The sequence below is a fragment of the Paenibacillus sp. PL91 genome (assembly GCF_012935325.2).
Taxonomy (GTDB): Bacteria; Bacillota; Bacilli; order Paenibacillales; family Paenibacillaceae; genus Pristimantibacillus.
In genome coordinates this window covers 61,699-79,406 of record NZ_JABBYG020000010.1, presented here as the reverse complement: position 1 = coordinate 79,406, position 17,708 = coordinate 61,699, and the positions used below count along the sequence as shown (strand labels likewise).

Here is a 17,708-nt window from a genome sequence, read left to right as displayed (position 1 = left end):
TCTACCTCCCGGGTATTGGAAGCCCTAAATGCCGATAGGCATTATCGGTAGCAATCCGTCCACGCGGCGTACGCTGCAAAAAGCCGATTTGCATGAGATAAGGCTCGTACACGTCTTCTATCGTTTGGCTTTCTTCACCGATCGTTGCAGCAATTGTATCCAGTCCAACTGGTCTGCCGGCAAACGTGGTCATCATCGCTTGCAGCATTTTGAAATCGATATTGTCAAGGCCCATCGGATCGACCTGCAGCAGCTCCAGGGCAGATTGTGCGATGTCATGCGTAATGACGCCATCTCCGCGAACCTGGGCAAAATCACGCACCCGCTTGAGCAGCCGATTCGCGATACGCGGAGTTCCGCGTGAACGCATCGCAATCTCCGAGGCAGCTTCTCCTACGATGCTGACATTCAAAATCTCTGCTGTTCTAGCCACGATAAAGGCGAGTTCATCTACCGTGTAGAACTCTAATCGGCTGACTACGCCGAAGCGGTCACGAAGCGGCGCTGACAATAAGCCTGCTCTAGTCGTTGCGCCAATTAAAGTGAACGGCGGCAAATCCAGTCTTACCGAACGAGCGCTTGGACCTTTGCCGATCATAATATCGAGCGCAAAGTCTTCCATCGCCGGATACAATACTTCCTCAACCGTGCGGTGCAGCCGATGAATTTCATCGATGAACAGCACGTCGCCCTCCTGCAGGTTCGTAAGCAGCGCAGCCAAATCACCCGGACGTTCGATCGCCGGCCCGGATGTCGTCCGAAGACTGACTCCCAGCTCGTTGGCGATAATATTCGACAGCGTCGTCTTGCCAAGCCCAGGCGGCCCATACAGCAGCACGTGATCAAGCGCTTCTTTGCGCAATTTTGCCGCTTCAATATAAATTTTTAAGTTTTCCTTTGCCTTCGATTGTCCTATATACTCGGCCAAATAGCGGGGGCGCAAGCTAAGCTCCACCGCTTGGTCTTCCATCATAAGGTTGGCGGAAATGATTCTATCGTCCATCTGCGTTCATCTCCTTCCGTTAGCCTTTAAACAGCTGCTGCAAAGCCCGCTTCATCAAGGAATCAACCGTTTCCTCCGCCGTTACGCTATGCTGAAGCCCGTTCCATGCTTTATCCAGCTCAGCAGCCGTGTAGCCGAGCGCTGCAAGGCCTTCCCGCGCCTCCTGCCAAGCCGTGCCTGCGCCCTGTCCCGAATGTCTGCTCGATGTAAGGTCAAGAGCTACGCCTGCAGCGGTTAATAAGCCTCCGTCAAGCCCGGCGCCGATCAGCTTGTCCTTCAAATCGAGAATCATTCGTTGAGCGGTTTTCTTTCCTATGCCGGGAAGCTTGATGAGGAAAGCAATATTCTCCTGCTGAATCGCCGCAATGACCGCATCCGGCCGGCCGCCCGATAAGATGCCTAACGCAACGCGCGGGCCTATTCCCGATACCTCGAGCAGCTTGCGGAACAAGGTCTGCTCCTCCCTCGTTTCGAAGCCGAACAATAAAATAGCGTCCTCACGGACGTTGTGATGAATGAAGACGGTGACGGGCTCCTCTTTTTTGGCAAATGCGTACGGGTTGGGAGTGAATACGCGGTAGCCTGTATCCCTTACGTCCAGAACGATATACTCGGAGTCCAAATGGACGACAATGCCTCTTAAAAAATCGATCACGAACGATTCACCTCATTAATTTTCTGGTTCAGTACGACGGAATGAGCATGGCAAATGGCTACTGCAAGCGCATCGGCAACGTCATCCGGCTTAGGCACCGCCGAGAGCTTCAGAAACATTTTGACCATTTCCTGCACCTGTTTCTTCTCCGCTTTCCCGTACCCGACGACTGCCTGCTTCACCTGAAGCGGCGTATATTCGCCGATCGGCAATCCCCGCTGCGCAGCCGCCAAAATAATAGCGCCTCTAGCCTGCGCCACATCAAACGCTGTCGTTACGTTCCGGTTAAAAAACAACTTCTCTACGCCTACGGTATCTGGTTTATATTTATCCATCAATGCACCCGCGGACTCGTAAACTTGCAGCAACCGCTGCTCGGGGGGCGTATGGGCTTCCGTCTGAATTGCGCCGTATTGCACGGGCGTAAGCTTGTGTCCGATCTTATCTATGAAGCCAAATCCAACGATTGCATAACCAGGGTCAATTCCAAGAACGCGCAAACGGCCATCTCCTCAAAAGTTTTACAGGGTAAAACATACTAACAGCATACTCTCTGAAAGTTGCTTCATCCATTATAGCAAAAGATGGCGTGAATGAGAACGCGCGTTTGATATTTCAGCTGACGGACCTAAATAAAAAAAGATCGCACAATAGGTGCGATCTCTCGTTACGGCCATCCTGCTAATAGGCAGGCTTCATTACTTTTTGGTTTTGCTCAATTGCAAAATCGCTATAGGTGGACAACACGCTGTTGTATTCATCCATGTCGCTAATCCGAATTCCCTTCGCAAGCTGATCCAGCTTGTCCTGCGGCAGGCTGCTTTCCATATAGCGAACATCTAGCTGGAAAAAGGTGCGAACGACTTTTTCCTTTTTCGGAACACCGTCAAAGAGCGTAAGATTGCCCTTCTTGTCCACTCCCATATAGGCGTTGGCCTTGCAGTGCTCGGACATGTCATCAATGCTTTGTTCAAAATGAACGGTGCTTTGCTCCGTGTCGAGCACCGTCTTCCATTCTGGATGAGCTTGCAAGAGCTCTATAATTTGTTTGCTCATCATCCGGCCAAGCGGTTTCGACTCTTCTCCGCACACATAAATTTGGTGAAGCTTAACGGAAAGAAGTCCATTTTGCCTCTCCAGCGTCTTTACGATGCTGCTTTGGTGCTCAGCTAGATTTGGCGCAGCTAATATGTTTTCGGTATTTAAGGCGAGCGAACCTGCAAATAGGCTAAACAGAATTGCGCCCAGCAACCACATCGGACGGCGCTTGTTGCGAAGTCGCTTTTTTAAGTTTTTCCAAAGGCTGAATTCCATCATGGGGATGACCCCTTCATTATATTTTTTGATAGTATGCGCCAATGTTACATAAATATTCAAAGCCTTCTTTCTCCGCCCCCTTCCAAGCCTAAAAAGAAAAAGCGCACCGAAGCCTAATGGCTTCTGATGCGCTTTAATTCAGTTCTGAATGTTAACGATTGATCCATGGCTGATTGCCACGTTTATTTTTGTTCGGGCGAGAAGCAACCGTTCGGATAACCGCCTTTTTGGTGTTTTTCCGCGGTACAGCTGCTTTTACTGCTTTCGGCGCTTCAACATCCGCTTCCTTAGCAGCATTTTGATCTGACCGATTTCCCTTGCAGCCGCAGTCACCTTGATTTACATTGCCAACACCAGCTGTTTGCGGCCAGTTTGGGTATTGCATATATGGCGCAGAATTTCCATAGCCATTTCCGTAGTCAGGCTGCATATTCGCTGGCGAGACTGCGCCATGGCCATAACCGTAGCCATAATCCGGCTGCATATTAACAGGTGAAATTGCACCATGCCCATAGCCATGCTCTGGCTGCATGCCGGCAGGGGATACCCAGCCTTGATTTGGTTGAGTCGCTAACGGAGAAACCCAACCTTGGTTCGGCTGCGCCGATAACGGCATGATCCCTTGGTTCGGCTGTGCCGATAACGGCATGATCCCTTGGTTCGGCTGCGCCGATAAAGGCATGAATCCTTGGTTCGGCTGCGCCGATAACGGCATGATCCCTTGATTTGGCTGCGCCGATAACGGCGATATTCCTTGGTTCGGCTGCGCCGATAACGGCATTATTCCTTGGTTCGGCTGCACCGCCATCGGAGCTACAAAGCCTTGGTTTGGAAACGCTGAAGCCCCTGCAACCATCTGGCTATTTTCATGAGCACCCTCTTGAAGAGGACTTACCATCGGCTGACCGTAGCCCCATCCTGGACCAGCGCTCAACGGCAGCGTCGAAGGTGATGGATAGCTTCCGACAAATACGGTTCCTGGAGGACAATCAAATGGTGCTTCGTTGCCTTCACTAAACGGACTTAAATTGTTTTCAAATGGGACAGGCTGCTGCCAGCTGCCGTAGCCGTGACCGGTTTGTTCTCCCATTACCATCGGGTGGCCATAACCGTGTCCCATTTGCGCTGGCATAACCATTGGCTGGCCGTAGCCATGCCCCATTTGTGCCGGCATCGTCATCGGCTGGCCATAGCCGTGACCGCCAAAGTTTGGCTGCTGCGAAGCAGGGGAGACCATTTCAGGCGCTTTCGGCAAATCATACAAGGACAACGCTTCTGTTGCCGGTATGCCATATTGCTTGAACAAATCAACATTAGGCTTGTATTCGGAATGGATCGGTTTCAGCTTTTTCTCTACCGGCTTCTCGATCGGGAGTGCTTTTTTCGCCGGCTCAACTGCAGCCGCTTTAGGCGCAGGGAGCGGTGCTGGCGCTACCGGCTTCACGATTGGAGCCGTAGGCTTTTTCTCTTGAACGGGTGCCTCTGGCGCCGGTTCCACTGGTGCAGGCGCCACTGGCGCAACCGGTGCAATAGGAGCGGTCGGTGTCTTGCCCGTGATTGGACCTGTAGGCGTCTTCCCTGCAAATGGAGCCGTCGATAGCTTACCGACCAAGCCCTGTACGCCCTGCATGATCGATGTTGGGTGGAGGGAGCTGGCGCCGCCTGCATTTTGCGCAGCTACGTGTCCCCCGCCATGGCCTGGAACTTCCTGCGTTGAATGACCAACCTTAGGTATGTTCACAATCTCGCCAGTGAGCAGCACGTTCGGATTTTTAAGCTGTGGATTCGCTTTAATCATGTCTGCAAGCGGCACTCCCCAAGCTTTTGACAGCTTCCAAAGCGTATCTCCTTGTTTTACGATATGCTGGTGCATAATATCCATTCCGCCTCCTGGTCCTCCTGCATGGCTTGACGGAATTTTCAGCTTCATGCCTACATCAATGGCGTCCGGATTCGTAATGCCCGGATTAAGCTTCAAAATCTCTTCCAGCGATACGTTATACTTTTGGCCGATAAAGTATAAGGATTCGCCTTTTTTCACAATATGGATTTTCACTCGCTGTTAACCTCCTGTCACGTTCTGAATAACATGGCACACTAATGCCTATTATCAATCCTTACATCCTATGCAGAACATGGGCAGGTGTCTCCACTTTCACAAAAAAAATAGTAAAAAAGCCGAGCACACCCCTAAGAGTGAACTCGGCTTCCTTTAACGTCTTTGATTAATCGAGCACTTTTATGCCGAAAACAGAGACGTTTTTTCTAAACTTCAAGATCATCGTTCCTTTTTCCGGCACTGTTTTTCGCACCGCAAATCATTTATTAAATTCCGCAAAGCTAGGATAGCTTCCCAGAACACGCACCTGACAGCCGATAGCCTCGATTTCTTGAATAGCTGAAGGAAGCAGCACCGTATCAAGCGCCATTTCGATATCAATAAAGAAATAGTAATTGCCGAGCTTTTTCTTCGTCGGACGCGACTCGATGCGGGATAAGTTGATTTTGCGCCATGCAAAAGCGGAAAGCACTTGGTGGAGCGCACCCGGATAGTCCTCAGGCAGCGTAATTAAAATGCTCGTTTTGATCTGATCGGATTGGCGAGCCGTGTATGGTTCTTGTCCAACCAGCAAAAAACGGGTGTAATTGTTATCGTGGTCGGTAATCTCGCTAGCGAGCACATCCAACTTCTCATTTGCAGCAGCTGTCTTGGTGCCGATTGCCGCCCATCCGGCATTCGGGTTATTTTGCACGATTCTTACGCCTTCAGCTGTACTGCTTACATGCTCCGTAACGGCATGAGGCAAATGCGTGCGCAAAAACTGCAAGCACTGTGCAATCGCAACGGGGTGGCTGATAACCTTTGTAATACGCGAATAATCCAATTCTCCGTCATCGCCGAGCAGCTCCGACTCTCGTCCGATCAAATTTTGAATGGATGGGTATACCCACTCTGCTTGAATCGGAATATCCACCTCATGCACGAGCCAATCCATATGTAAGCTCACAGAGCCTTCAATTGTATTCTCGATCGGAATGATGCTGTAATCGCTGATGCCATTGACCGTAGATAAGAACACATCGGAAATAAGCCGGTGATGCTTCCAATTAATTTCTTCTCCATGAAAAAAATGTCTAGCTGCCTCATCCGATACGGAGCCGGCAGGTAAAACGGCTATCGTCTTCATAGCTTCATTTCTCCTTTAATTCTATCAGGAAGAGGAATGGCTGGCTGCTTCAAAATATCCTCAACCGTAACTTGCGGGCCATTCACGCATGGCGACAGCCATAGCGTCTTCGCTTCAATGCCTTCTTGCTTGAGCATATCAAGCAAAAATTGCTCGAGCGGCTTGCCATTCGTCCTGTCGTCAACAAAGGCAATGAGCGTCGGCCCTGCTCCGCTTAGCGCAACGCCAAGCGCGCCATGCTCAACCGCGCTCTCCAAAATTGCCGACATGCCGGGAATGAGCGCTGCGCGGTATGGCTGGTGCAGCCGATCTTTCATCGCATGCCGGATCATTCCAAGCTCTCCGCCAGCAAGCGCCGCGACGAGCAGCGAGCTGCGGCTGACGTTGAATACGGCGTCTGCCATGCTGACCTGCGACGGCAGCGCATGACGCGCCTTCTCCGTCGAAAGCTGAAAGGCCGGTATCGCAACGAGCGTAGTGAGGCTCTCATGCGGCTCAATGCGTATGTAATCAGCCCGCTCGCCGTCCCAAGCTGAAACGATGATGCCTCCGAACAACGATGCGCCCACATTATCAGGATGCCCTTCTAATGTCGTAGCCATTTGGAACAGCTTATCGTTTGTGAGCGGACTGCCGATCAATGCATTCGCTGCAACCAGCGCGCCTACGATAGCCGTTGCGCTGCTGCCAAGTCCACGCGTAAGCGGAATATCGCTGTGCATCGAAATCGACAGCTCCGGTACTTCGACGCCCGCCTCTTTGAAAACCAACTGCGCGACCTTATATAGCAAATTTGATTTGTCCTTTGGCAAGCCCTTCATATGATCGCCGTAAAATTGAAATTCCGTTTGATCCGAGATGCACATTTCAACCCATGCATACAGCGAGAGCGCCATTCCGAGCGTATCGAAGCCTGGACCCAAATTGGCCGTGCTTGCTGGTATTTTAACGATGACTCTACGATTATTCATTTTAAATTACCCTTCTACGCGATAGACGCTCTTTACTTCGTGAACGACATCAAGCGATTCGAACGATGCAAGCACTTTCTTCATGGCTGCTTTATTCGCATCATGCGTTATGACAATAATTTCAACTTCCGGATTCGACGGAGTAGGCTGCTGCAGCACAGACTCCAAGCTCACTTCAAAGTCAGCGAATACTTGCGTAATGCGCGCAAGAACGCCGGCGCGATCCGCTACTTTAAGCAGCAAGAAATATTTGGAAGAGATTTGCTCGTCAGTTTTCAGCTTCTTCTCTTTGTAAGCAAGGCTTCCCTGCATGCCGTTAACGCCAAGCTTCAGGTTCTTCACTACGGCAACTAAATCGGACACGATAGAGGTTGCTGTCGGCAGCTCGCCTGCGCCTGCCCCGTAGAACATCGTTTCGCCAACCGCTTCGCCGTATACATATACCGCGTTAAACACGCCGTTAACCGATGCAATCGGATGCGTTTGCTTTACCATCGTTGGCTGAACGCTAATGCTGATCAGATCATCCTGACGCTCCGCGATACCGAGCAGCTTCACTTCATAGCCAAGGCGCTTCGCATACAAAATATCTTCTTTGCTTACCGAAGAGATGCCTTGAACCGAAACATCCTCAAGCGCTACGTTGGCACGGAAGCCGATTGTAGCAAGAATCGTCATTTTGCGCGCCGCATCAAGACCCTCGACATCCGATGTCGGATCGGCTTCTGCATAGCCAAGCTCCTGGGCTTCCTTCAGCACGTCTAGGTAAGAAGCGCCCTCTTGGCTCATTTTTGTCAAAATAAAGTTTGTTGTTCCGTTTACGATACCCATGATTTTATTGATACGGTCGGAGGAAAAGCCTTCAACGAGCGTACGGATGATTGGGATACCGCCTGCTACACTGGCCTCATACATCACATCGCAGCGATTCTCCTGCGCTTTCGCCAATATTTCAGGACCATGCAGCGCCATCAAATCTTTATTGGCTGTTACGACATGCTTGCCAAGGGATAGCGCCTCCAAAATGTATTCCTTCGTAAGCCCGATTCCGCCCATAACCTCAACGATAACGTCAATGTCCGGGTGACGGATAATATCCCAAGGGTCTTCTGTAAGCTTATCTTGATCCATGGAGACATTGCGCGCCTTGCTCTTATTCTGAACGAGCACCTTTTCAATGACGATCGGCGAGCCGACCTGACTTGCCAAATCCTCTTGATGTCCTTCAACAATGCGAACGACACCTGTACCTACAGTTCCAAGACCTAATAATCCAACTTTAACCGGCTTCATATATAACCTCCATTATCTATTCTGTTATCCTTGTCCGATGACCGAGGCTTTGCGCACGCCTGGCAGGCTGCGGAGCATTTCGACCAACGATGACAGTTCCCCGGAAAGCTGCGAAATATCGACTGAGATGACGACGTTAGCCAAGCCTTGAAGCGGAATGGTCTGATTCATGGTCAGCACATTGCCTTCCAAGCCTGCCACCGTGCTGAGCACGTTCGAGAGCACGCCCGAGCGATGCTCCAAATCCATGGCAATCGTCGCAATGCGTTCACGCTCAAGCTCATTGAGCGCATAAACGCCATCTTTATACTTATAAAAAGCGCTTCGACTAAGCCCAGCGCGCTCAACCGCTTCATGAACGGTTGCCGCTTCGCCTCTGCTAAGCATCTCTTTTACTTGTATCGTCTTCATTATCGCTTCCGGTAAAATGTCCTCCCGAACGACATAATAGCGTTTAGTCACTATTCGTCCTCCTCAAAAAGACAATTGTTCACCTATAGTGGACATTATATCGAAATATACTGTTTCGGGCAATAGGCAAAATAAGAAAAGACGGCTTTCGCCGTCTTCATTCCTGCATTTGTGTTCTAGCCGTTTGGATTGTAATCGCTGCCCTCGAAGAATTCAAACGCGAAGTCGCCGATTTGTACCATATCGCCATCTTTTGCGCCCATTTTACGAAGCTCCGCATCGACTCCCATTTTGCGCATCGTACGCGCAAAGCGCATAACCGCATCATAAGAGGTCAAATTCATTCGCTTCATATATTTATCGATTCCTTCGCTGACGATCACGTAAACTTCATCTTCCTTATGAATGGTAAAGGTTGTTTCTTCACGTTTCTCATAAGTGTAGACTTTACGCTCAGCTACATCCTTCACGTCTTCGATCTCGACCTGTTCGGATACCGTATCAAGCACGTCAGCCGCTTTGTACAAAAGCTCCTGTATTCCCTGCTTTGTGAGCGAGGAAATAGGTAAAATTTCGTAATTGCGGTCGCCGCTCACTTCTGCAAGCTGCTGCTTGAACAGCTCAAGCTGCTCCTCGGAATCCGGCATGTCCATTTTGTTTGCAGCAATGATTTGCGGACGATCGGCAAGCTTCTCATTGTAGAGTACCAGCTCTTCGTTGATTTTCACCCAATCCTCAAAAGGATCGCGTCCTTCGGAAGCGGACATATCGATGACATGGATAATGACCCTTGTCCGTTCAACATGGCGAAGAAACTCATGTCCGAGCCCAACACCTTCATGCGCGCCCTCGATCAAGCCCGGCAAATCGGCCATTACGAAGCTTCTGCCGTCCCCTACGTCTACCACGCCAAGATTCGGCGTAATGGTCGTAAAGTGATAAGCGCCAATTTTGGGCTTTGCTCCAGAAACGACAGAAAGCAAGGTCGACTTGCCTACGCTTGGAAAGCCAACAAGCCCAACATCTGCCATGACTTTAAGCTCAAGCACAACCCAGCGCTCTTGCCCTTCCTCGCCGTTCTCCGAAATATATGGAGCAGGGTTGTTCTGCGTTGCGAAGCGGATGTTGCCTCTGCCGCCTCTGCCGCCTTTTGCAATGACGATCTGCTGCCCATGGCGCGTCATATCCGCGATGATTTCCTGTGTATCATCATCAACGATTACCGTACCCGGCGGGATGCGAACGATCGTATCCTCCGCACCCGCTCCGTGCATGCTCTTTACTTTTCCGCGCTCTCCGCGATTAGCCTTGAAATGCTTCTGATAGCGGAAATCCATCAATGTCCGGAGACCTTCGTCAACTTGAAAAATCAAGTCGCCGCCGCGTCCGCCGTCGCCGCCTGCTGGACCGCCCTGCTCTACGTATTTCTCCCGGCGAAACGAAACGATACCATCGCCTCCGTCGCCGCCTTTTACAAATATTTTCGCTTTATCGACAAACATGTTGTGCCCCCGTTCATGCGCGCATTTCCGCCCTCAGCAGCACCTTTGCATACGGCTGCTCGAAGTTGATCGGCTGCATTGGCGCGCCTTCCAACTGCTGTTGTATTTTTTGCTTCCATTGCTGCTCGTTCATTAGCTCGCCGTCATAATAGAAGGTTGCATAGAGCGCTTCCTCATCCCTTGACAGCTCCAGCGTTAGAACGGCAGCATGACCATAGCCAGGCTTCACCGCAAACCGATATGCGTTAATCGTATGAATGAGCGTTTCGGCTATTTGATCGGCATCCGCCGTTATTTCGTTTAAGTGAATATCGCCTTTAATAACGACTTGCAGCTCCAGCGAGTTGGATATCGTGCGAAACGATTGAAAATAACTAATCAGTGATGGTACGCCAAGTTTGGATATGCTGCTCTCCATAACCATCCGCTCACTTATTTTCTCCACATACTCAGCTGCTTTATCCAGCTTTTTAAGTCGAATGTAGCCAAACACGACTTGCAAATCGTTCATCCAGTCATGACGGTGATGATTGAGAGTCCGTATAGCAGAATTTTGCAGCGATTGAATCGTTCGCGTAGTCCGCTCCGCATGCTCTTTCCGTTCCGTTCGTACAAAGTAAGTCGCAACAGCTATAAGCCAAACGAGAAAGACAGCAGTTAACCACACTTTAGCGGGCCAAATAAGTACTGCGGCACAAGGCAATAAAATCGTTGCCGCCGCGTAATATTTCGCCATTGTTAAGCGTCCCATCGATTAAACCTACTTTCTTCGTATTTCCTAGCTTATCCAGTATATCACGCGACCGTCCCACGGTCACCAGCCTCGACATAAAAAAGACCCGGCCAAGCGATGCAGGCCGGGTCTTGGTGCATATATAAGGTTGTATTAAGCTTCTACTGCTGCAGCTACCGGAGCTTGAACAGCTGGATATACGCTCACTTTTTTGCGATCGCGTCCCCAACGTTCGAACTTCACTACGCCTTCTACTTTCGCATAAAGCGTATCGTCTTTCCCGATGCCTACGTTAGTACCTGGGTGAATTTTTGTTCCGCGTTGGCGAAACAAAATGCTTCCAGCGGATACGGTTTGACCGTCAGCACGTTTAGCGCCAAGGCGCTTCGACTGCGAGTCACGTCCGTTCTTCGTGGAACCAACACCTTTCTTCGAAGCGAAAAGCTGAAGATTCAGTTTCAACATAGTTATTCCCTCCTTCTTAAAGGTTTGTGGAGCAAACCTACTTCGTAAGCATAAGCTTTTAGGTTTGTGGAGCAAACCTACTCGGAAGCATGAACATTAAGGTTTATAGTAAGTAAACCTACTTCGAAAGCCTACGCATTAAGAAGTTCATGAATAACGACATGCTTGCCGTATGATTTTGCGATAGTGTCAAGCATAACCGCCATCGATTCCAGCAAGAGCTGCATCCGGCTATCCGAAGCCTCGTCTGCAAGCGTCGGAATATCCGACGACAGCCAGCCGTTCTTCATCTTAGCGGGGAGCTCTTCTCCTGCTAAAGCTTCGATCGCGTTAACGGTACCGACCGATATGGCCGATACGCCCGCACAAACGATATCTTTGCCGGGCTTCGCATATTTAGCATGTCCTTCGACTGCAAATGATACGATACGTCTGTCAGCGGCTCTTCGTACAAATGTAACGGTTATCATAGAAATTCCTCTTACGCTTGGATTTTCTCGATTGTTACTTTTGTAAACGGTTGACGATGACCTTGCTTACGACGATAGTTCTTTTTGGCTTTGTATTTGTAAACGATGATTTTTTGGCCTTTGCCTTGTTTCTCGACTTTGCCTGTTACTGTAGCGCCGGAAACAACCGGAGTTCCAGTTACAAGACCGTCACCTTTAGAAACCGCCAAAACACGATCAAACGTTACGCTCTCGCCTGCTTCAGAATCCAGTTTTTCGATGTAGATAACATCGCCTTCCTGAACTTTGTATTGCTTTCCGCCTGTTACGATGATTGCAAACATTGTTGGTGCACCTCCTTATTTTCGAAGACTCGCCTAATTCAGGTGGCCTGCAGCCTGCGCCGCAAACGCTTATTTACCCAATCGGAGCGGTACTTGTACATCTCATTCCTCACGAGGTACGAGACACACACCCAAAGAGTGTACCATACTATGCAAGCTATATCAATTCTTCTTCGAAGAAAAAATAAACTATTTAAGGGATTCGCTCCGTTTGTTATTCGCTCCACAGCACTCGCAGCGCTCTGTCAGTTGGCGGACAGCGTTCTCGCGGGCCTTTTTTCGTGTCATCTCAATCAACCCGAGCTTGGTCCAGCCGAGTATCGTACATTTCGTTTGATCGATGCGGCATTTCTCTGTCAATCTTTGCATGACATGCTCGCGATGCTCTTCCTGCTCCATATCGATAAAATCAATAATAATAATGCCGCCGACATCCCTTACTCTAAGCAATCTTGCAATCTCGTCCGCCGCTTCCATATTCGTGCGAAATACCGTATCTTCTAAGCCGGAGGTTCCCGTAAACTTCCCCGTGTTCACATCAATGACCGTGAGTGCCTCCGTCTCTTCCCATATGAGATAGCCCCCGCTGACAAGCGGGATCTTGCGCTCGAAAGCACACGTTACTTGCTCTGTCACAAGGTAAGCATCGAATAGAGACAGCCCTTGCTTTTGTTGATACGGCTTCAACCGCTCGCGAAGCTGAGGGGTCATCTCCTCTAGCAGTGCTGACGCTTCCTCAAATCTTGCTTCATCATCGATCCATATTTCATCCATGTCGATCGTTAACGTATCGCGAACGGCACGCCTCATAAGGCCAGCCTCTCGGTGCAGCTCGTAAGGTGCTTGCGCCTCTATGCTCCGTTCTGCAATGCCATGCCATATCTCGCGAAGCTGCGAGACGTCGGCACGCAAGGAAAGCTCGCTTTCTCCTCCAGCCGCCGTACGCAAAATAATGCCTTCCTCCTGCTCCCGCAGCTTCTCCCCGATGGCGCGCAAGCGCGTACGCTCGCCTTCCGGACCGATTTTTTTGGATACGCCGACATAGTCGGCATTCGGCATGTAGACAAGCCAGCGGCCAGGCAGCGTAAAATGTGTCGTCACGCGGGCGCCCTTGCCCCCTAGCGGCTCCTTCATCACCTGCACGATGAGCTCCTGCCCCGGTTTGATCAGCTCCTGAATTTGCGGCTTTTGTGCGGGCTGTTTTTCTAAATGAGGATGAAGCAGCTCATCAATATACAAAAAAGCATTTTTGGATAGTCCGACATCAACGAATGCTGCCTGCATGCCAGGCAGAACGTTCACGACACGACCTTTATAGACATTGCCAACCAAACTGCTTGCTTTTGTTTTCTCCATAAAAAATTCTACCAAGCGGCCATTCTCCAGCACGGCGGTTTGCAGCATTTCACCGTGTACGTGCATCAGCATTTGCTTCATTCCCGAATAATCACCTGCCAGTACGCTTTTCATCTATTTTAACTGAAAAGTTCCGATACTGCACGATTGGGATTATTTTCCGACAAGCAGCCTTCGACAATTTTCTGCTCCGGCAGCACCTTAACCTCCTTGCTGGACGCCTCTACCATATAAATGAGATGGTATTGCTCCCTTCGGAACAATCTGGCAACGGACAAAATCGACTGCCTCCCATTAACGATAATCGGACTCGCAATATGCCCCCTCGTCATCGCTTGCACCGATACACGGTCGCGATACATTAGAAAGCGATAAAATAAAAAGGGAACGTTCCGATAATACGTCCAATTATTCATCACAAGGAATAAACCGACGATCAGCAGATTGAGCTGGATGCCATCCTTATAGACAAGCCAGGGGAGCAGTGAGCTGATAATCATGATTGCGCTAAACAACAAGCTGATTCGGGCTGACCAGATGAGCATTTTGTAGTAATTGACGGTATAGCTTAAAGCAGCCTGCAGCAGCTTGCCGCCGTCAAGCGGATGAATAGGCAGCAGGTTGAACAAGCCGATCATCAGGTTCGCCTTCCACACATACTCCGCCCACCCTTGGTCCCATAGCCCCAGCTGTCCACAGCCCCATGCAGCAAGCCCCATCCATACATTTTGCAGAGGACCTGCTATCGCTACGATAGCTTCTTCTTTCGCGGGAACGCCGCCCGCTTCATCGACCTCTACAACCCCGCCAAACGGAAGCAACTTAACTTCTCTGACAGTCCAGCCGAAGCTGAGCGCCATGACAACATGGCCGATCTCATGCACCAGCACGAGTAAAAACAAAGTAATTAGCTCGGCAAAATAGCCTGTCATGACCGACCCAAGCATAATGATGACAAAGAGCGGATGGATCGACCATAGAATGCCCTTCCATTTAATCAATCGGTATCACACCCACAGGATCGATGTACAGATCGTTTTGCTTCACCGCAAAATAAAGCAAGCTCGGCTGCGTGCCTTCCGCCTTCAGCAAATTGCCAATTGGATCACCCGCTTCAACCCAGTCATTCACTTGTACGTCTGTCTTTCCAAGCAAACCGTAGATCGTCACGCGCTTATTCGCATGCTGGATAATGACTGTCGAGCCTTTCTCGTTCTGATCCGTTAAAAGCAGTACTCTGCCTGTCTCCGCAGCCACGACCTGCTCCTCTGATTTCCCCGCCAGCTCTATGCCGTTCAGAAGCTCTGCAAAAGTTCGCACTAGCGAGCCTCCTTGCAGCGGCGTCACCACGGGCAGCTTAACGGTTCCGTCCGCGCCAACCGCATCCGGTGTCTTGTCCTCAAATATAGGAATAAAAGATGGAGCGCCTGCAAAGGTTTCCTTATACCAAGCGGCGGCAGCGGCAAAATCGATCTCGTCCGTTAATGCCTGCTTCACCAATGCTTGTCCCTTAAGCGTATACTCCGTATCATATCGGAACATCGCCCATATCGCTCCAAACAACAATAATGCGATAACAAACTTCCATTTCAGCTCCCTACGAAAAGGATGCCTGCTCCGTACGTACCGCGGATCTATTTTATCGGTAAGATCAGGCCCTTTGACATAGCTTCTCTTATTGCTAAAGCCCTTGTCCTCATTCCAGCTTGCCCAAGGGTTTGGATTGGTTTTCCATACGACCTCGGGATCAAGCTCTATTTCTTCCCTATCGTCATGATAAAAATATTCATGGTTATAAGGAACATGCACGCCTTGATCACTGTCTTTGATTGGATTTGCTGTCGCTTGCCGATCCAGCAAGCTTTTTGTTTTCTGCTTTTTGCCCTGCTTCTCATTATCCTTCATTTGCATCTCTTGTTCCTCCCCCGCTTCCATCGTCGCATGCGACAGCTTGTTCCTTTATACATGGATATGTGGGGGGTGAGACAAGTATGCGAGGATGATTTTCATAAAAAAAAAGCCACCCTCATTCGGATGACTTTCGTCCTAGAAGCAGCTTTATCGCTGAATTTACATTTAGTCGGCCAGCTCATACTTTTCTTGATGCGCCTTAATGCTGAATACGAGCCCGATGGACAGCATATTGAGCAGGAGAGAAGTCCCTCCATAGCTGATAAAAGGTAATGTAATCCCCGTAATTGGCATAATCCCTATCATCATTCCGATGTTTTGGAACACCTGGAACACATACATAGACACGATTCCGATAACGATAAATGAGGCTCGTAAATCATAGCATTTGAAAGCTATGATGATCATGCGATAGATAAGCAAGAAATACAGCAGCAGCAAGATGGCCGCTCCTTGGAAGCCAAACTCCTCACCAATAACGACAAAAATCGAGTCAGAGTATGGATAAGGGATAAAGCCGCGATTTTTCATATCGCCTTGCATATAGCCGTCGCCGTTCAAGCCGCCGGAGCCAATGGCAATTTGCGCATTTTCCGACTGATGCTTATCATCGGCTTTTGCTTGATCCGGGTTGATAAACGTATTGATCCGCTTATGCCAGTGTCCCATTTCATGCTTGTCCAAGTAATCATAGATTTCCTGATTGAATGTGTTGAATAGAGATACGAACAGAACTAATCCTACAACAACGACTCCGAGGCCTGCAATGACATGCGAATATTTCACATTCCCGATCCAAAGCATCCCTAGCACGATAACGAGGTAAATGATTGCATTTCCTAGGTCAGGCTGAATCATAACGAGCATGAAAGGCAAAAAAGAGAAAGTGGCTATAGGGAGCAAATCCTGCGTAAGCGTCAACCGATCCCCTTGACGCCGTCCCATTAAATGGGCGATTCCGATGATGAGTATGATTTTGACGATTTCCGCTGGCTGAAACGACATGCTCCCCAATTGGAACCAGCCTCTCGCGCCATTGATGACCGCGCCAAAAAAATAAACGAGAATCAACATGGCAATGCCCACTCCGTAAAGAACGTACCAGCTCTTCAGCACAATTCGGTAATCAAACAAGGTTGCTGCGATTGCGACGAAGAAGCCGATGCCGTAAAACAAGAGTTGTTTTGTGTCGGACCCCGAGTATTTCGGAAAATTTGCAGTAGCGCTATGGATAACAATAGTGCTGATAATCATGAGGAATATAAGGATAATTAAAATTCCCCAGTCCAGCTTTTTTAATTTGTTAAGCAAGTTGTAATCATCCTATTCCAAGGAACTTACGGAAACGCTTGAATGCTCCCGCCTTCTCATCGAGAAGCATGAGCGGAACCATGTCGCCGAGAATTCGGCGCGCAATGTTTCGATAGGCGATAGCGGCGCGCGAAGCCGGATTCATAACCGTCGGCTCTCCGCTGTTTGCAGCAGAAATTACTTTCTCATCATCTGGCACAATCCCAACAAGATCAACAGCTAGAACTTGGCAAATTTCATCAATATCGAGCATTTCGCCGTTTTTCATCATATTTTGACGAATCCGGTTGATGATAAGCTTGCTCGGAATTTTCTCTTGCTCAAGCAAGCCAATGACACGGTCAGCGTCACGAACTGCCGCATTCTCCGGCGTCGTAATGACGATAGCCCGGTCAGCGCCCGCAATCGCGTTGCGAAAGCCATGCTCGATTCCTGCGGGGCAGTCTATAATAACGTAGTCATGCTCCTTCTTGAGTTCCAAAATCATATTGCGAACCTGCTCGGGCGTAACGGAATCCTTATCCTTTGTCTGTGCGGCTGGCAGCATATATAGCTCATCGAAGCGCTTGTCCTTCACGAGCGCTTGATTCAAACGGCAGCGCCCTTCGGCAACGTCTACCAAATCATAAATGATCCGATTTTCCAATCCCATGACCACATCTAGATTGCGAAGTCCGATATCTGTATCGACCATGCATACCTTCTTGCCAAGCAAAGCTAGCGCGGTACCCAGGTTTGCCGAGGTGGTCGTCTTGCCGACGCCGCCTTTACCTGATGTCACAACAATCGCTTCTCCCAT

General features: G+C 49.6%; 19 protein-coding genes and 1 other annotated feature. All 19 genes read right to left on the bottom strand.

Annotated features, from left to right (window positions below; all coding sequences use genetic code 11):
- Nucleotide 1: 1 nt before the first annotated feature.
- The 19 genes from ruvB to minD all read right to left on the bottom strand — a co-directional run bounded on the left by ruvB (nt 2) and on the right by minD (nt 17,708).
- Nucleotides 2-1,003: a Holliday junction branch migration DNA helicase RuvB gene (ruvB, locus tag HI950_RS21880; protein WP_169082730.1), complete on the bottom strand. Its 1,002-nt coding sequence runs from the start codon at nt 1,001-1,003 to the stop codon at nt 2-4.
- Between the two features lie 19 nt (nt 1,004-1,022).
- A complete protein-coding gene (gene ruvA, locus HI950_RS21875) occupies nt 1,023-1,658 on the bottom strand; it encodes a Holliday junction branch migration protein RuvA (protein WP_169082731.1) in 636 nt (211 codons plus the stop codon).
- Complete coding sequence (ruvC, locus tag HI950_RS21870) at nt 1,655-2,158, bottom strand: crossover junction endodeoxyribonuclease RuvC (protein WP_169082732.1); 504 nt, start codon at nt 2,156-2,158, stop codon at nt 1,655-1,657. The genes ruvA and ruvC overlap by 4 nt, the downstream gene beginning before the upstream one ends.
- Nucleotides 2,159-2,339: 181 nt before the next feature.
- Nucleotides 2,340-2,975 carry a BofC C-terminal domain-containing protein gene (locus HI950_RS21865; protein ID WP_169082733.1) on the bottom strand — a complete coding sequence of 212 codons (636 nt, stop codon included), beginning with the start codon at nt 2,973-2,975 and terminating at the stop codon, nt 2,340-2,342.
- Nucleotides 2,976-3,126: 151 nt separating this feature from the next.
- Nucleotides 3,127-5,031: a LysM peptidoglycan-binding domain-containing protein gene (locus tag HI950_RS36455; protein WP_169082734.1), complete on the bottom strand. Its 1,905-nt coding sequence runs from the start codon at nt 5,029-5,031 to the stop codon at nt 3,127-3,129.
- Nucleotides 5,032-5,293: 262 nt separating this feature from the next.
- The gene (pheA, locus tag HI950_RS21855; RefSeq protein ID WP_169082735.1) at nt 5,294-6,163 is read right to left on the bottom strand and encodes a prephenate dehydratase; all 870 of its coding nucleotides are present in this window, start codon (nt 6,161-6,163) and stop codon (nt 5,294-5,296) included.
- Nucleotides 6,160-7,134: a homoserine kinase gene (thrB, locus tag HI950_RS21850; protein WP_169082736.1), complete on the bottom strand. Its 975-nt coding sequence runs from the start codon at nt 7,132-7,134 to the stop codon at nt 6,160-6,162. The genes pheA and thrB overlap by 4 nt, the downstream gene beginning before the upstream one ends.
- A 6-nt stretch (nt 7,135-7,140) precedes the next feature.
- Nucleotides 7,141-8,427 (bottom strand): homoserine dehydrogenase, encoded by a 1,287-nt coding sequence (locus HI950_RS21845; RefSeq protein ID WP_169082737.1) that lies wholly within the window; start codon nt 8,425-8,427, stop codon nt 7,141-7,143.
- A 24-nt stretch (nt 8,428-8,451) separates the two neighbouring features.
- Nucleotides 8,452-8,889 (bottom strand): ACT domain-containing protein, encoded by a 438-nt coding sequence (locus tag HI950_RS21840; RefSeq protein ID WP_169082738.1) that lies wholly within the window; start codon nt 8,887-8,889, stop codon nt 8,452-8,454.
- A 125-nt stretch (nt 8,890-9,014) separates the two neighbouring features.
- Nucleotides 9,015-10,340: a GTPase ObgE gene (gene obgE, locus HI950_RS21835; RefSeq protein WP_053374802.1), complete on the bottom strand. Its 1,326-nt coding sequence runs from the start codon at nt 10,338-10,340 to the stop codon at nt 9,015-9,017.
- 13 nt (nt 10,341-10,353) lie between these two features.
- A complete protein-coding gene (locus tag HI950_RS21830) occupies nt 10,354-11,091 on the bottom strand; it encodes a Spo0B domain-containing protein (RefSeq protein ID WP_169082739.1) in 738 nt (245 codons plus the stop codon).
- A 135-nt stretch (nt 11,092-11,226) separates the two neighbouring features.
- Complete coding sequence (rpmA, locus tag HI950_RS21825; RefSeq protein WP_056629028.1) at nt 11,227-11,538, bottom strand: 50S ribosomal protein L27; 312 nt, start codon at nt 11,536-11,538, stop codon at nt 11,227-11,229.
- 131 nt (nt 11,539-11,669) lie between these two features.
- Nucleotides 11,670-12,008 carry a ribosomal-processing cysteine protease Prp gene (locus HI950_RS21820; RefSeq protein ID WP_053374799.1) on the bottom strand — a complete coding sequence of 113 codons (339 nt, stop codon included), beginning with the start codon at nt 12,006-12,008 and terminating at the stop codon, nt 11,670-11,672.
- A gap of 11 nt (nt 12,009-12,019) precedes the next feature.
- Complete coding sequence (gene rplU, locus HI950_RS21815; protein ID WP_053374798.1) at nt 12,020-12,331, bottom strand: 50S ribosomal protein L21; 312 nt, start codon at nt 12,329-12,331, stop codon at nt 12,020-12,022.
- Nucleotides 12,332-12,346: 15 nt separating this feature from the next.
- Nucleotides 12,347-12,436: a sequence feature (ribosomal protein L21 leader region), on the bottom strand.
- A gap of 84 nt (nt 12,437-12,520) precedes the next feature.
- The gene (locus tag HI950_RS21810; protein WP_223285426.1) at nt 12,521-13,768 is read right to left on the bottom strand and encodes an Rne/Rng family ribonuclease; all 1,248 of its coding nucleotides are present in this window, start codon (nt 13,766-13,768) and stop codon (nt 12,521-12,523) included.
- A 38-nt stretch (nt 13,769-13,806) separates the two neighbouring features.
- Entirely contained in the window at nt 13,807-14,688 is an 882-nt protein-coding gene (locus HI950_RS21805) for a M50 family metallopeptidase (protein WP_169082740.1), read from the bottom strand.
- On the bottom strand, nt 14,681-15,598 hold the full coding sequence (locus HI950_RS21800; protein ID WP_169082741.1) for a M23 family metallopeptidase: 918 nt from the start codon (nt 15,596-15,598) through the stop codon (nt 14,681-14,683). The genes HI950_RS21805 and HI950_RS21800 overlap by 8 nt, the downstream gene beginning before the upstream one ends.
- A gap of 165 nt (nt 15,599-15,763) precedes the next feature.
- The gene (locus HI950_RS21795; protein ID WP_169082742.1) at nt 15,764-16,909 is read right to left on the bottom strand and encodes an FtsW/RodA/SpoVE family cell cycle protein; all 1,146 of its coding nucleotides are present in this window, start codon (nt 16,907-16,909) and stop codon (nt 15,764-15,766) included.
- 7 nt (nt 16,910-16,916) lie between these two features.
- Nucleotides 16,917-17,708, bottom strand: a complete 792-nt coding sequence (gene minD, locus HI950_RS21790; RefSeq protein WP_169082743.1) for a septum site-determining protein MinD — start codon at nt 17,706-17,708, stop codon at nt 16,917-16,919.

Excerpts from the sequence above, each read along its gene's own strand:
- ruvB (WP_169082730.1), bottom strand. The coding sequence starts at position 1,003 with ATGGACGATAGAATCATTTCCGCCAACCTTATGATGGAAGACCAAGCG.
- HI950_RS21865 (WP_169082733.1), bottom strand. The coding sequence starts at position 2,975 with ATGATGGAATTCAGCCTTTGGAAAAACTTAAAAAAGCGACTTCGCAAC.
- pheA (WP_169082735.1), bottom strand. The coding sequence starts at position 6,163 with ATGAAGACGATAGCCGTTTTACCTGCCGGCTCCGTATCGGATGAGGCA.
- thrB (WP_169082736.1), bottom strand. The coding sequence starts at position 7,134 with ATGAATAATCGTAGAGTCATCGTTAAAATACCAGCAAGCACGGCCAAT.
- HI950_RS21845 (WP_169082737.1), bottom strand. The coding sequence starts at position 8,427 with ATGAAGCCGGTTAAAGTTGGATTATTAGGTCTTGGAACTGTAGGTACA.
- obgE (WP_053374802.1), bottom strand. The coding sequence starts at position 10,340 with ATGTTTGTCGATAAAGCGAAAATATTTGTAAAAGGCGGCGACGGAGGC.
- HI950_RS21830 (WP_169082739.1), bottom strand. The coding sequence starts at position 11,091 with ATGGGACGCTTAACAATGGCGAAATATTACGCGGCGGCAACGATTTTA.
- rpmA (WP_056629028.1), bottom strand. The coding sequence starts at position 11,538 with ATGTTGAAACTGAATCTTCAGCTTTTCGCTTCGAAGAAAGGTGTTGGT.
- HI950_RS21820 (WP_053374799.1), bottom strand. The coding sequence starts at position 12,008 with ATGATAACCGTTACATTTGTACGAAGAGCCGCTGACAGACGTATCGTA.
- rplU (WP_053374798.1), bottom strand. The coding sequence starts at position 12,331 with ATGTTTGCAATCATCGTAACAGGCGGAAAGCAATACAAAGTTCAGGAA.
- HI950_RS21810 (WP_223285426.1), bottom strand. The coding sequence starts at position 13,768 with ATGAAGCAAATGCTGATGCACGTACACGGTGAAATGCTGCAAACCGCC.
- HI950_RS21800 (WP_169082741.1), bottom strand. The coding sequence starts at position 15,598 with ATGCAAATGAAGGATAATGAGAAGCAGGGCAAAAAGCAGAAAACAAAA.
- minD (WP_169082743.1), bottom strand. The coding sequence starts at position 17,708 with ATGGGAGAAGCGATTGTTGTGACATCAGGTAAAGGCGGCGTCGGCAAG.